This is a genomic window from Lysobacter sp. Hz25 (assembly GCF_046097045.1).
Taxonomy (GTDB): domain Bacteria; phylum Pseudomonadota; class Gammaproteobacteria; order Xanthomonadales; family Xanthomonadaceae; genus Lysobacter; species Lysobacter antibioticus_B.
In genome coordinates this window covers 5,566,875-5,580,246 of the sequence record NZ_CP175666.1, presented here as the reverse complement: position 1 = coordinate 5,580,246, position 13,372 = coordinate 5,566,875, and the positions used below count along the sequence as shown (strand labels likewise).

The 13,372-nt window shown below is 64.6% G+C and carries 9 protein-coding genes and 1 pseudogene; all 10 read right to left on the bottom strand.

Going from position 1 to position 13,372, the window contains the following annotated elements:
• Window positions 1-140: 140 nt before the first annotated feature.
• Window positions 141-1,049 carry a hypothetical protein gene (locus tag ACKN61_RS22985; RefSeq protein WP_408951391.1) on the bottom strand — a complete coding sequence of 303 codons (909 nt, stop codon included), beginning with the start codon at window positions 1,047-1,049 and terminating at the stop codon, window positions 141-143.
• Window positions 1,050-1,190: 141 nt separating this feature from the next.
• Window positions 1,191-1,586, bottom strand: a pseudogene (locus ACKN61_RS22980) (RHS repeat protein); the annotation flags it as partial.
• A 176-nt stretch (window positions 1,587-1,762) separates the two neighbouring features.
• Complete coding sequence (locus ACKN61_RS22975; protein ID WP_408951390.1) at window positions 1,763-2,197, bottom strand: hypothetical protein; 435 nt, start codon at window positions 2,195-2,197, stop codon at window positions 1,763-1,765.
• A complete protein-coding gene (locus tag ACKN61_RS22970) occupies window positions 2,158-6,549 on the bottom strand; it encodes an RHS repeat-associated core domain-containing protein (RefSeq protein ID WP_408951389.1) in 4,392 nt (1,463 codons plus the stop codon). The genes ACKN61_RS22975 and ACKN61_RS22970 overlap by 40 nt, the downstream gene beginning before the upstream one ends.
• A gap of 593 nt (window positions 6,550-7,142) precedes the next feature.
• On the bottom strand, window positions 7,143-9,077 hold the full coding sequence (locus ACKN61_RS22965) for a phospholipase D family protein (RefSeq protein WP_408951388.1): 1,935 nt from the start codon (window positions 9,075-9,077) through the stop codon (window positions 7,143-7,145).
• Complete coding sequence (locus tag ACKN61_RS22960) at window positions 9,074-9,781, bottom strand: YceI family protein (RefSeq protein WP_408951387.1); 708 nt, start codon at window positions 9,779-9,781, stop codon at window positions 9,074-9,076. The genes ACKN61_RS22965 and ACKN61_RS22960 overlap by 4 nt, the downstream gene beginning before the upstream one ends.
• Entirely contained in the window at window positions 9,772-10,248 is a 477-nt protein-coding gene (locus tag ACKN61_RS22955; RefSeq protein ID WP_031373099.1) for a histidine phosphatase family protein, read from the bottom strand. Before ACKN61_RS22955 ends, ACKN61_RS22960 begins: the two co-directional genes overlap by 10 nt.
• 163 nt (window positions 10,249-10,411) lie before the next feature.
• Window positions 10,412-11,041 (bottom strand): AAA family ATPase, encoded by a 630-nt coding sequence (locus ACKN61_RS22950; protein ID WP_408951386.1) that lies wholly within the window; start codon window positions 11,039-11,041, stop codon window positions 10,412-10,414.
• Window positions 11,042-11,124: 83 nt separating this feature from the next.
• Window positions 11,125-12,342 (bottom strand): hypothetical protein, encoded by a 1,218-nt coding sequence (locus ACKN61_RS22945; RefSeq protein WP_408951385.1) that lies wholly within the window; start codon window positions 12,340-12,342, stop codon window positions 11,125-11,127.
• On the bottom strand, window positions 12,339-13,250 hold the full coding sequence (locus ACKN61_RS22940; protein ID WP_408951384.1) for an AEC family transporter: 912 nt from the start codon (window positions 13,248-13,250) through the stop codon (window positions 12,339-12,341). Before ACKN61_RS22940 ends, ACKN61_RS22945 begins: the two co-directional genes overlap by 4 nt.
• Window positions 13,251-13,372: the final 122 nt, after the last annotated feature.

The window sequence follows — 13,372 nt, the reverse complement described above, 5'->3', positions numbered from 1 at the left end:
TTGGACTCACGATTCGTCCGCCAGTGCTCGTAAGTTGCTGTTGGTACGCCTCGCGCAATAGGCAAGGCACTTCTGCCGGGCTGATAACAAGAGGAAGGCCCCGTTTCCGGGGCCTCTCTGATGCGAAGAAAGATGCAGGTTCAATCAGCGCTGGCTACATCTTTCTCAAACGGTTGAATATTAATTTCATACCATAGCGCGTTGGCGCGAATCATTAATTCAAGTGACTGGGTGTCGTCATAGCGCTCCCGGCGCCCCGATGCAATGCATCGCAGTCCTGCAACTAAAGGGATTTTCTGGTTCTTCCCTTGTTCGTTAGTAGGGACAAGGTGGCACCAAATTTCAGACGGAATGAGCGGCCAATAGATGAGTTCCTGTGTGCTAGGAGACTCCATGTGCTTGCGCTCAATCGCTACGATATCCGGCTCCAAAACCACGGAATATTCCGACGTAATAGCTTTAACGTACAGGTTCACACCTTTCTTTTTCTTTAGTACATCAAAGCCGAGTGCTCCATACGCATCTGACATGATCGTGTTAAATGCCTCTTTGCGTAGCGGGATCATTTCTGTTTGGTGGAGAGAGACAGGCGGGTTTGAGTAAATTCTGCAGATCTTCTGCCGTTCCTTAGCGAGAGCGCCGCGCAGCTCAGGAAGATGTCGGCTTACGAGAGCATCGAACTTTGGATTACTCAATGAACGCAATATAGTCCGTTTAAGAAAGCTCGGAAGACGGGGGTCATCTAAAACCTCGGCCCAAGCGCCTGCTCGCTCTTCGGGTGAACTCGTCAGGCTCGCGCGCATCGATTTAAGAGCTTCACTCTCAAGTGCTCGATAGCGCTGAAACGCGGTGGCACTAGAATGAACTTCTATGTCTATCTCGTAGGTGTTGGGCCCATAGATTGAGTTGATGAACTCAATCTCAGCCGTAACACCTGTAAAACCGCGATGCACAAATTCCTTGTCGATCTGACGACCGTCGATTCGATGTCTTTCCAGGTACCTAGCCCAAAGAGGATAGAGTGCAGGTGGAGTGGCGGCAGGGTTCATAGACATCCTCATTAGGGGAAGCGTTCATCGCGGCGATTCCCGCTGGAGGAAACAGCCATGATGGGGGCGAGAAAGCTCTCTCCCGGCCTCTTTGGCCGCGTCTTGAAAAATGTTTCTAACAGCATCTGCTCTATAGAACACCTGCACATATCTGCCGGTAGGTGCATCGTAATCCCGGAAGTAGTTGTAATTCAGCCCCGTAGCCGCATCAAAGCGCTGTCCCGGGAACCGCATATCGAACACGAACGCGGTGCCGTCCTGATCCGGGTCCTGGGTCGGCGGGTTGTTGCCGAAGGCTTCGCCCTTGGCGTCCCAGGTCCAGACCGCGAGGTTGCGGCTCGGGTCGATCACTGCGCGCGGGGTGCCCAGGTGGTCGGGTTGCACGTAACGCAGGGTTTGTGTGACGCCCGCACCGACCAGCAGACCGACCGGCGCCTCGCCCAGCCAGATCGCCTGCTGCTTGGTTGCGCCGTTGGCGTCGTAATCGCCGAGCCAATGCCCGGCTTCGTCGTACAGCGTGTAGCCGGTGATCGCGCCGTTGGCGTTGTCGGCCCACGAGACCCGCTCGTCCTTGGCCTCGCAAACGTCACTACCATCATGACCGGCATGTCTTAGGCGAGACATCGATGATGGGCGGAGCGGTGGTTCTCGTGGGCAAAAGAAAGGCCCCGTCTTGGGGGCCTTTCCAGTGCGACATGATTGAGTGCCGCTTGCTAGCGTTTGTTTAGGTCCGCAAGTACTCGCGTCGCAAGACTATGCCCTTGTCCTGCCGAAATTTTCAGCCAATAGATTGCTCGCCGCTGCGAGAAATAAGGGCTATTTGGCTCTAAGTGATCCATCGCGACATTGTATTGCCCAACAGCATCACCGTTTTCAGCAGATACAGAGTTCCAGTAAAACTCCTGCGCGCCCGTTCTGTCTGCCTTTAAGTAGTAAGTGGAAAGAGCATTTGCGGCTGGACCTGAGCCGGCATACGCCGCCGCCTTATAAGCGGGAAGCATTTCGAGTGTTGGTATCTGCTCAAATTGGCTGGGTAACTGTCCTTGCCAGTCATCACGATACTCTTTTGGGGGTTTTTGGCACCCCGTAAGGGGGGCGCAGATAGCTATTAGAAGCCAAAGAGCGATTTTATTTTTGGCACGAGCCATGGGCATCCTCCAGGGCAGAAATTAGCCCAGTTTCCGGTTGTTCCAGGAATGTATTTATTTGTCTTGTGACTCTTCCAGCCAAGAAAGTATGAGCCGTCTTCGCGCCAGAATATATAGCTGTCGGGTGCCATGACTTCAATTTTCAGTTCATTCGACAGCGCTTGTGCGAAGGAGTAAGGGCCTCTTTCGCCAGTATTGCAGCTTAATAAAACAACTTTCTTCTTTCCAGAAAATCGAGGGTCGGCGCGAATCATGTCAGCTAGTTGGCGTGCGTTAATCGAGTTATTTTGCGGGTCGCGCACCTCGCTTATGCTTCCATGGGATGCTACTGCGTAGACCCCCTCGGGGGAGACATATCGGTCCGCTCCCCTTGTGTAGTTGCTTGGCGGGTTTGATCTATAGAAAAGGTCAAGTTCTACGGCAAGTCCCAATGAATCCGAGTTCTTTACCGGATTTTGCAGCGCATAAGAATAAGTTGTTGGTCCATCGATAAGGCCTAAGAAATCACTCTGCACATACCGGCCAATACCCGCATCATAATCCCGGAAGTAGTTGTAGTTCAGCCCCGTAGCCACATCAAAGCGCTGCCCCGGGAACCGCATATCGAACACGAGCGCGGTGCCGTCTTGATCGGGGTCCTGGTTCGGCGGGTTGTTGCCGAAGGCTTCGCCCTTGGCGTCCCAGGTCCAGACCGCGAGGTTGCGGCTCGGGTCGATCACCGCACGTGGGGTGCCCAGGTGGTCGGGTTGCACGTAACGCAGGGTCTGCGCGACGCCGGCACCGACGACCAGGCCGACCGGGGCGTCGCCCAGCCAGATGGCCTGCTGCTTGGTCGCGCCGTTGGCGTCGTAGTCGCCGAGCCAATGGCCGGCTTCGTCGTACAGCGTGTAGCCGGTGATTGCACCGGTGGCGTTGTCGGCCCGCGAGACCCGCTCGCCCTTGGCGTTGTAGCGGTAGCTGGCCTTCACCACGCCGGCCTGCTTGACTTGGCTCATGCGGTCGTTCGCGTTGTAAACGAACTCCCTGGCCGTGCCGCCGATGCTGGTGGTGTTGCCGACCGCATCGTAGCCGCGGCTGACGCCGCCGACGTTGCTCAGGCGGTGACTCGTGCCCGGGTAGGTGTAGCTGGTGGTGATGCCGCCGTGCAGCAGGCTGCTGCGGTTGCCGGTGGCGTCGTAGCCGTAGGTCTCCAACGGCATGCCGGTCGGACCGTCGCGGGTGATCTTCAGCTGGCCCAGGGTGTCGTAGTCGTACTTGGCCAGGAACGCGCTTTGCAGGCCGTCCTTGAGTTCGGTCAGTTCGCCGACTTCGTTATAGCCATAAGCCAGCGACAAGCCACCGGCAGCGCTGTCGAAGATCGTCTTGGCGCGGTAGTCCTGGTCGTAAGTGCGGGCCAGGCTGCGGCCGTTGCCGTAGGTCCAGCCGGTGGCCGGGCCGAAGGGTTGGTAGGTCACCCCGGTCAGCAGTTCGGTGCGCGTGCCACCCGCGGGCGTCACGTGGACCTGGACGATACGGCCGCCCGCGTCGCGGGTGTAATCGGCGACGGCGCCGTCGGGGTAGGTGAGGGCCTGCAGACGGCCCACCTTGTCGTAGGCGTAGCGCAGGGTGAAGCTGCTGCCGTCCACCGTCTGCACCTTGCGCACGGTGCGGCCGAAGCGGTCGTAGCAGTACTTCAGTTCGGTGCCTTCGCTGCGCATCGCGGTGACGCGGCCGATGGCGAAGGTTTCTCCCGCCGTGCAGACCGAGTTCACCGTGTCGTAGTCGTACTCGACATCGTTGCCGCCCGATCCGTAGGAGATCGTCTTGGGCCGGCCCAGTGCGTCGTAGGCATAGGCATGCGGGGCCGCATCATTGGCGTCCTGCTTGGTCGTCACTTGGCCGGCGCTGTTGTAGCCATAGGCGGTGACGCCGGTGTCTGGGCTCGACAATTGGATCTGGTCGCCCAGGCCGTTATAGCCGTAGGTCGTGCTTAGACCCTTGGGGTCGACGACCTGGGTGATACGGTCGCTCGCGTCGTACTGCAGTTTGGTTTCGACGGCTAGGCCATTGGTGTCCTGCAGGGTGCGTACCAGGCGATCGAGCGGGTCGTAGTCCTGGTCGGTCACCCGGCCCAGCGCGTCGGTGGCGAGGTTCGGGTTGCCGCGGCTGTCGTAGGTGAACGAGGTCGCGTTCTGCGAGGCATCCTTGGCAGCCTGGACTTCGTCGAGCAGGTTGTAGACCCGCGAGAGCGTATGGGTGACTGCACCGCCGGAGGTCTTGATGTCCTGCCGGGTGCGGTTGCCGCGACTGTCGAGGGTGTACTGGATCGAGTTGCCGGCCTCGTCGGTCACCGCGGTCAGGCGGCGTGCCGCGTCATAGGCATAAGCCGTGTATGCGCCGTCGGGCAGGGTGATCTTCTTGACCAGTCCGGTCGGCCAGTAGTCCATGCGGACGATCTGATCGTCGGCCTCGCTGGCGTCGTCACCGCCGCGGGTCTTGGTGGCGGTCAGCCAGCCGCGCGAGTTGAACTCGTAGTCGCTAGCCACGCCGTTGTCGTTGCGGGACGACACGACGCGGCCGGCGCCGTCGTAACGCAGCACTTCGAGCACGGTGCGTCCAAGGGCGTTCTCGATTTTCCACAGGTCGCCTTTGCGGTAGGCGCAGGTCGACGGCGAGGCCGCGCAGGCGCCATCGTCGTTGGCGTAATAGACGTAACGGGTGATGTCGGCCACGTCGGTGCGTGGGCCGTCTATGGACAAGGGCAGGCCTTCGCGCGAGCAGGTACCGGCGTTGATGTCGGCTGGTTCGCAATAGCGATAGGTGATCGTGCGCGGGGCCAATTGGCCGGTCGGATCGACTTCGCTGGCGGTGAGCACCTGGCCGCGCGCGTTGTAGGTCCACGTGCTCTTGGCGGCTAACTGACCATTCGCGTCCAGCAGCCGGGTTTCCACCGGCGCGCGGAAGTTCGCGTGCCAGTCGGTCTCGACGGTGCGGCGGTGACCGGTGGCGTCGTTGGCCGCCTCGATGGTGCGGGTCAGCAAGCCGCGGCCATCGTAGTCGTAGTCGGTGATTACGCCATTGTTGTCGACGGTGTCGTAACGCCCGTTGGCATCGTAGCTGTACTGCAGTTTGCGCGGCGCGCAGCCATCGCATTCGGTAACCACCTTCGACGGCAACGTGTAGCCGTTGATCGAGAGCAGGTTGACCTTTCTGGTCGCACCGGAGGGCAGCCCGATGGCGGAGTAGGTCATGTAGGTCTGGTTGCCCGCGACCTCGTAATTCGCGCTGTAACTGTCCAGCGAGCCGGCCAGCTCCGTGCCCAGGGCGGCGTCCCGGTCGTAGCGGGTCGAGGAATAACGCTCCCCGGATTCGTCTTCAACGCCGGTCAACGCGCCCGTCAGGGAGTTGCGGGAACCGATATAGCCGGCCTCGTCGTACAAGTACTTGACGGTCGAACCGTCCTGGTACTCGACCACGCTCAGGCGCTGTTGCGCGGTGTAGGCGAACTTGATCGCGCGGCCGTCCGGAAGATTCAGCTGCGAGATCAGGTTGGACGCGTCGAACTCGAAACCGAGCTTGCGGCCGAGCATGTCGGTGACCGACTTGAGCCGCCCGTTGGCATCGTACTCCAGCGTCTGGCGATGACCGTTCTGGTCGCGCAGCTCGGTCAACAGGCCTGTGGTGTTGAATATCTCGTAGTGGCCGTCGTCGTCCTGGTATTCCCAGCCGCCAGCCAGCTTGCGCAGTCGGTTGTACTGCCCGGGCAGGGGCGTCCAATACTCTCCCGACTCCGGTTTCTTGAACGAAGCCAGTTTACCGTCGGGCCGGGAGACGACGACGCGCTCGCCGAGGCCCCACAGGCTCCAGTGGGCCACCCGGCTGCCGTAGTTGAAGGTGCGATTGCCGCCGAGCACGAAGGTGTGCGGGGGCAACTGCGCGTAAGGCAACAAGTAGTTATAGGTCCACGAGAACTCCAGCGGGAACGGGCCTTCGCCGCGGTACTCGACCTTGGACTCGTACTTGTTGCCGTTGCCGGCATTGATCGGGTCGCCGAAGCATTGGCCCGGGCACTTTGGGGCGCCCATGTTCTGCTCGGCCTTGGCGCGCGAGGGATCGGCCTTGAAGGTGCCGATCACGTTGGTTTGCGGGTCGGCCTGGAAATTTCCGGCCTGGAAACCGTCGCCGATGTTCATGCAGGAACTCGCCGTATGGCCCAGCGACTCGGCGAAGACCTTGCAAGCGTCCTGGGCCTCGGCGTACGACTTGCAGTCGGCGCGCAGGATCAGGCTGTTCGGGTAGTTCGCGTACTCGACGCTCTCGCTGCACGCGTGCGCAGGCCGAGGCGCCAGGATCAGCAAAAGCAGTGGCAACAAGAGCGCTTGAATGGCTCGTCCTGAAAGACCGAATGTCGAAGGTCTCATAAAAATTCCTTGATGCGCGGCGTTGCAGCGCAGGCAGATGCCTGCGCCTCGGGGTGGGAGAGTAAGAGCGATACTGAGAGTTGCGGGGTTTGTGTGCGAGCGTCCATGTCCGTATTCCGTGGGGCGCGGAGTCGCATGGCGACAGGCCGGTCCACTGCGGTTGTCAGAGTCGCCTAAGTTAATCTCTTCCAGCAAGACTGTGTAAGTTCGCGTGCGACGACGCCTTACGATTAGTGTGCTGAGTGCGTTCCGCGCGAGATTGGATAGTGTGCTTTGGTGTTTATATGGCGGCTCGGATGAGTCGAGGTTCGCCGCGCGGCACAATTGCGCGCAAGAGCGCCCGATGGTTCGACAGAGCGATTAGCAAGGAGGTCGAGAGAATAAGAGAGGGCCAAGGCGCAGGGCAGTATCGCCCTGCGAAAGGCGGCCGATGTCGCTCCTCTCAGAGCCGCCGTAGTGAATTTCCCGAGTGTGCACACCCGGCAGAACGCGTTCCTTGCGGATACCGCGCCGAACCCTTGAGCTCTGCTGGTTCCGGCCGCAGCCTAAAGAATTGGAGCCAGCCCCGCGCCGAACGCAGTGAACATGCGCGTAGTCAGGCTTTTCACGCCGAGGTTGACCTCGGGGAAATCGCCGACCGGTTTGTAGCAGGCACGGAAGCCCGGGTCGGTGCGGTACAGCGGGCTCGGGCAGTTCGGGCCGGGCACGAATTCGTAGCTGGTCGCGTAACGCACCGGCCACAGGTCGAACAGCGGCAGGTGTTCGGAAATCTTCGCGATCGAATACTCCAGCCCGGAGAACACCGGCGGTTTGTCGCGGCGCGCGATTACCCAGGAGTTGGCCGGGGCGATATCGCGGCGGATGCTGTCGCCGAGTGCGCGGGCGAAGGCTTCGTCCTCGATCACCACCGCGCTCTCGGTGTTGTAGTGGTCGCCGCGCGGGTCGAAGTTGTGGGTGCCGATCACGCTGATGCGGTCGTCGATGACCATCGACTTGGCGTGCATGCCGATGCGCACGCCGGCGCGCTTGAGCGGCACCGGTTCGTTGCTGCGGCGGCGCGCATAACGCGTGGCGACGTACTCGCGCGACAGCGGCCGCCGGTACTGATAGGGGTAGGCGACGCTGCTGCGGTCCTGGCGGCGCCAGCGCGCCGGCGGCGGCGCCGGTTCGGACAGGCCCGGCAGGCCGAGTGCAGGCAGGGTCGCGCCGGTCGCGGCGATGTCGATCGGCGCATCGGCCGGGAACGGTTTGTATTCGTAGATGTTGAAGCCGAACTCGCGGAGGTAGCGGCGCTTGTACTTGTACGACAGGGCGTAGGCGATGAAGGCGTCGGTCGCGGCGAGGCTGTTGGTGGAGACGATCACGCGCGGCGCGTCGGGGCGTTCGTGCAGGTCGCTGAACAACTTCTGCGCGGCCTTCGACAGCACCAGGTACGGCGTCTGCAGCATCACTTCCTTGCGCGAATTCGCGATCAGGCTGCGCAGCGAGTCGGAGGCCAGGGCGCTGGCGTCGCTGTTCTCGCGATGCTTGTCGGGCGTATCGGAGATGTAGCGCACCTGCCCGACTTCGATGGCGTGGTCGGCGACGCGCTCGCGCACGGTCTCGGCATTGGCGGCATCGTCGAGCATGGCCTGGGCACGCTTGGGGCGCTCGAACTCGGTCTTCGGCAGGGCGGGCACGCCGTCGGAGATCAGGCGCCGGCCGACGTCGCTGAGGCGTTCGACCGGAACGCTGCGGCGGTCGTTCCAGAACAGCTCGAAGTCGGTGCCCATCGCGTCGGCGACCGGGCCGGCGACCAGCACGTCGCGGTCGCGGAAATTGTATTCGTCATCCCAGTCGTAATAGTCGTCCTGGTAGTTGCGGCCGCCGGCGATGCCGACCCGGCCGTCGGCGAGCAGCAGCTTGGTGTGCATGCGCTGGTTGAGCCGGCGCCAGCAGCAGGCCGCGGCCAGCACGTACTGCGGGTAGGTGATGCGGGCGCGGTGCAGCACCGGGTTGTACAGCCGCACTTCCAGATTGACGTGGGCGCCGGACAGCGCGGCCAGGGTGTCGATGTGGCGCAGCGCCGCGAGCTGGTCCATCAGCAGGCGCACGCGCACGCCGCGGCGGGCGGCGGCGAGCAGTTCGTCGAGCACCAGCTTGCCGGCGTCGTCCTCGTCGTAGATGTAGGTCTGCAGGTCGAGGGTGCGGGTGGTGCTGCGGATCAGGTCGATGCGTGCGAGCAGGGCATCGGGGCCGCGGTCGAGGATCACCGCGTAGTGGCGCGGCTGCTCGGGGGTCGAAGCGGCCAGGGCCTTGCGGCCGAGCTCGCGCAGCGGCGAGGGCCGCGCGCAGGCGTCGGCGGCGTCGCAGTCGATCTGGGTCGAGCGCGCCTGCGCGGCGATCTGGCTGGCGCGGTCGCGCTGCGCCGGGCTCAGCGTGGCGCAGGCCGACGAGGTCAGGACGAGCAGGGCCGTCAGGCCGCGCAGTACCGCATTCAACGGAAAGACTCCTTTCGTTCCGGAACCCGGCCGGGGTCGCCCGGGTGGCTTTCGCCGGAGCGCGCGTCGGCGGGCTTGGATTCGGGATGTTTGAACACGCCCGGCTTGAGCTGGACCTGCATGGTGAAACGAACCCGGTCGCCGAGCGCGAACTGCCAACCGTCGAGGCGGTAGTCGTAGCGGCTGACGCTGCCCTGGGCGATGGCGTCGCAGTCCTCGCCGGGACGGGCGCAGGCCGGCGCGCCGAGCACGAAGGTCTCCATGCGGCTGACCCCGTGCAGGGTCAGCTTGCCGCGCAGGGCGCCGCCGGTGCGCACCAGGTCGGGCGCATGCGGTTCGGACAGGAACTCGATGTAGGGATACAGCGGGGCGTTGAAAAAGCGTTCGCCGCGGGCGAGGCGGGTGTAGCGCTCGGAGTCGCCGAGCTGCACCGCGGCGGTCGCCAGGCGGATCCGCACCTGATGGCGGCCGTCGGCGAGGGTGCTGACCTCGCCGTCGTAACGCGGAAACACGCCGGCGACCTTCTGGCCCCAGCGCGTGCGCAGCTCGAAGCTGAAACGGGTGTGGTCGGGGTCGAACACCTGGAACGTCGACTGCGCCCAGGCCGGGCAGGCGAACGCCGCCGCCAGGGCGGCGCCGGCGACGACTCGGCTGCGCAGGTGCCGCCAGCGCGACGGCGCTGGCCGCGCCTGGCTCACGGCCACCAAAAAGCGCTGAGCTGGGCCACGCCCGGTTCGAGTCCGGTGCCGACCGGCACGCTCAGTACCGCGATGCCGCCCGGCGGCATGCCGCGGTAATCGCCCGACTGGCCGCTGTGCAACAGCGCAGCCAGGCGTTCCAGGCCCGGGTTGTGACCGACCAGCATCAGCCGCTCGGCTTCGATATGGGTGTCGGCCAGGCCGATCAGCGTACCGGGCGTCGCGTCGTAGACCGACGGCTCGATGCGCTGTTCGACATAGCCGATCGCGCCGAGCACGGCTTCCAGGGTCTCGCGCGTTCGTCGCGAGGGCGAGCACAGCACGCAGTCCGGGACCAGCTTGTTCTCGGCGAGCCAGCGACCGGCGGCCTCGGCTTCGGCCAGGCCTTCGGCGGACAGGGGGCGGTCGAGGTCGGCCTGGCCTTGGGCGGCCGGCTCGGCGTGGGCGTGGCGGAGCAGAATCAATTCGCGCATGGAGTGGGCAGTTCTGGCGGCGGAGGTGAAAGCGGGGTCGGAAACGACAGGCGCGCGAAGGCTGGACGAATCGTTGCGACGTGCGAAGAGCGACGGTAGGAGGATGCCTGTCGGATCGGAATAAGGGTAGCGTCGGCGCCGACCGCGGCCGAGGCGGCGTGCCTTACTTGCGGATCCACTTCAGCAGCGGCTGCCAATCGGCCTGGTGTTCGCGGATCTGTGCGGAGTGGTAGTCGAACAGGCTCTTGCCGAGCGCGGTCATGACCACATAGGCCTGGCTGTCGCGGATCTGCCCGATCACCGGGTAGGGCCATTCGCGCAGCAGCTCGATGGCTTGTTGAGAGGCGTTGGTCCAGGGCTTGAGCTTGTTGCCGACCAGGCCGACCCGGAGCTGGCCGCGGCGCACCCGTGGATGCTGGGCCAGGGTGTCGAGGAAGGGCACGGTCGCTTCGATGTCGAGGGTCGAGGGCTGGATCGGCACCAGCACTGCGTCGGCGATCTCCAGGAAACTTTCCAGATCGTCGGCCATCGCGCCGGCCGGGGCGTCGATCACGGTGCGCTGGGTGTCGTCGGGCAGGCTCTTGCGCCAGGCCTTGCGGCGGGTGCCGTCGAGCGGCAGGACCGCGCTTTCCAGGACCGAGCGGCGCTGCGCCCAGCGGGTCGAGGACCCCTGGGGGTCGGCATCGATCAAGGCCGTACGCAGGCCATCGAGGGCCGCCTGGGCGGCAAGGTGGGTGGCGATCGTGGTCTTGCCGACGCCGCCCTTCGAACTGGCCACCAGCACGGTCTTCATGCGAGCTCCCTCCGGATGGAAACCGCAGCGTACACCGGGGGTGTGGCCGGGGCCATCACGGGGTGGGGGTTGGGAGACGGCGCTCAGGAATCCGGTGGCAGCCGGCCGCTCAGAATCAACGAACGGGCGCGCGGCTGTTCGGGCAGCCAGCCCGGTGGCGGCATGCCGAGCCCGCGCCGCGCCAGTTCGGCGCGAAGGGCCGGGACCTCGCCATGCTCGCGGATGGCGTAGCTCAGCGCAGGCGAACCGATCCTTGACCATTGCGCACGCAGCCAATGCGACTGGCGCAGGCGTTCGCGCCAATGCGTGGCCTCGGGTCCGTCCGGGGACAAGCGCACCATGCGCGTGGTGCCCAACGCCTGCGCGATCAGGCTGTCGCCATCGGCCATAAGGCTCATGACCGTGCGGCAAGGCGCGAGCCGATGCGAACCCGGTAGCAGGACCGTATCCGGCTCGCAGGCTCCGGCGGTGGCGCTGTACGGGGGAATCTCCATCGCGGTGGCATAGGTGGCCATGAGCGCAGGTCCCAGCGCCGATGCGGGCACACTGTCGGACAGGTGCAGCATGTCCCGCAACGCCGCTTCGCTATCGCGATCGAGAGGGGGCCAACGCACCGGCTGTAATGCGCGCAAGGTCTCGCGGCTGGTGTCGGCCAGATGGTCGTCGTACCGGCTCGCCTGCGCCGCCCGGCTCAGCAGCTCCAATTGCGTTTCGTCGGTGCGTGGGGAGCTCTGTGCGGTCGCCTCCTGTTCCAGGGTGAGCAGCCAGACTGCGGCATTGTCCGGTTCGACCTGCTGCAGCCGCGTCAGCGCCGCCCGCGAGTCGCATCCGTTGCTGTCGATGCAAATCATGGCTTCGAGCCAGGCGACCAAGGCGCGCTGGTCGGGTACTTCGCGAGCGAGCGCGAGCGAGTCACGGCGCAGCGACGGGTCGGCCGCCGAGTCGTGATCGAGCAAGGGCAACAATAAGGCGATGTCGAGGCGGTCGCGGGCTTGGCCACGGGCAGCCAGCATGTGCAGGTGCGCCTGCAGCGCAGCGGAAATGTCCTCGCTGAGCCGGGTCATGGCGGCCGCCTTCGTCGAGGCAGGCGCTCGGGGCGAGCCCGGCTTGCCGATGATGTCGGCTTCGCCGGTGGGTATCGGTTGAACGGCCCCTGTCGCTGCGCCGGTCTTGGCCGTCGTTCCAGCACGATCGGCGGACGATGGACTGCAGGCGCATAAAGTCGCAAGCAAGGCTGCCGACCATACGCGACCAAGCCTGCCTCGCCCCTCGGCGCTGCGGATGCGGGTCTTAGATTTCATGCTTTCGTTCCGATCGCGGCCCACAGCGGCAAGGTCAACAGCGACAGCAGCAGGCCGTAGCCGACCATCGCCGCGGCCAGGCGCGGGGCGAGTTGGTGGGCGATGGCCAGGGCGCCGGCGGTGACCATCGGCGGCATCGCCGATTCGAGCACGGTGGTGCGGGCCATTTCGCCGTGCAGGCCGAGCAACGGCACCAGCGCCCAGGCCAGGGCCGGCATCAGCGCCAGCTTCAGGGCCAGCCCCGACAGCAGCGGCTTGAGTTCGTCGCGCGGCAGGGTCAGCTTCACCGACAGGCCGATGGTCAGCATCGCCAGCGGCAGCAGGGCGTCGGACAGGCGTTGCAGGCCGCCGGCGATCCAGCTCGGCGGTTCGGCCGGCATCACCGTGAAGCCGATCGACAAGGCCCACAGCGGCGGGAAGCGCACGATCCGGCGCAGCATGTCGGCGGCGCCGGGCCGCTGGTCGCCGCCGTACCGCGCCAGCACCCACAGGCCGAAGGTGGACAGCATCAGGAAGGCGCCGAACTGGTCGTAGATCACCGCGTACGGCAGGGCGTGCTCGCCGATCAGGGCGCGGGTCAGCGGGTAGCCGAGAAAGCTGGTGTTGCCGAGGGCGACGGTGAGCAGCAGCACCGCATGTTCGTCGCGACGGAACTTCAACCAGCGCGACAACGCGCCGACGCAGGGCACAGTGGCGGCCAGCAGCAGCCACGGCACCGCGGCGATGCCGAGCAGGGCCGGTTCCAGATGCAGGCGCGGCGCGTAGCGCAACACCGCCGCCGGCAGGCAGACATAGAGCACGACCAGGTTCAGCGTCTGCGCGGCGTTGTCGGGCAACACGCGCGAGCGCTGGAACAGGTAACCCAGCCCCAGCATGGCCAGGACCAGGGCGAAGGCGTCGAAAGCCATGGATGGGGATCGCGAACATCGGGTGGTAGCGCATGGTCGCGGTTGCGCGGCGCAGCCTCAAGGCGGCTTTAGGCTTAGCTATGCCCGAGGCGGTGAGCGGTTTTCGGGGCGGACGAGTTGGA

Excerpts from the sequence above, each read along its gene's own strand:
- ACKN61_RS22985 (WP_408951391.1), bottom strand. The coding sequence starts at position 1,049 with ATGAACCCTGCCGCCACTCCACCTGCACTCTATCCTCTTTGGGCTAGG.
- ACKN61_RS22975 (WP_408951390.1), bottom strand. The coding sequence starts at position 2,197 with ATGGCTCGTGCCAAAAATAAAATCGCTCTTTGGCTTCTAATAGCTATC.
- ACKN61_RS22955 (WP_031373099.1), bottom strand. The coding sequence starts at position 10,248 with ATGCGCGAATTGATTCTGCTCCGCCACGCCCACGCCGAGCCGGCCGCC.
- ACKN61_RS22950 (WP_408951386.1), bottom strand. The coding sequence starts at position 11,041 with ATGAAGACCGTGCTGGTGGCCAGTTCGAAGGGCGGCGTCGGCAAGACC.
- ACKN61_RS22945 (WP_408951385.1), bottom strand. The coding sequence starts at position 12,342 with ATGAAATCTAAGACCCGCATCCGCAGCGCCGAGGGGCGAGGCAGGCTT.
- ACKN61_RS22940 (WP_408951384.1), bottom strand. The coding sequence starts at position 13,250 with ATGGCTTTCGACGCCTTCGCCCTGGTCCTGGCCATGCTGGGGCTGGGT.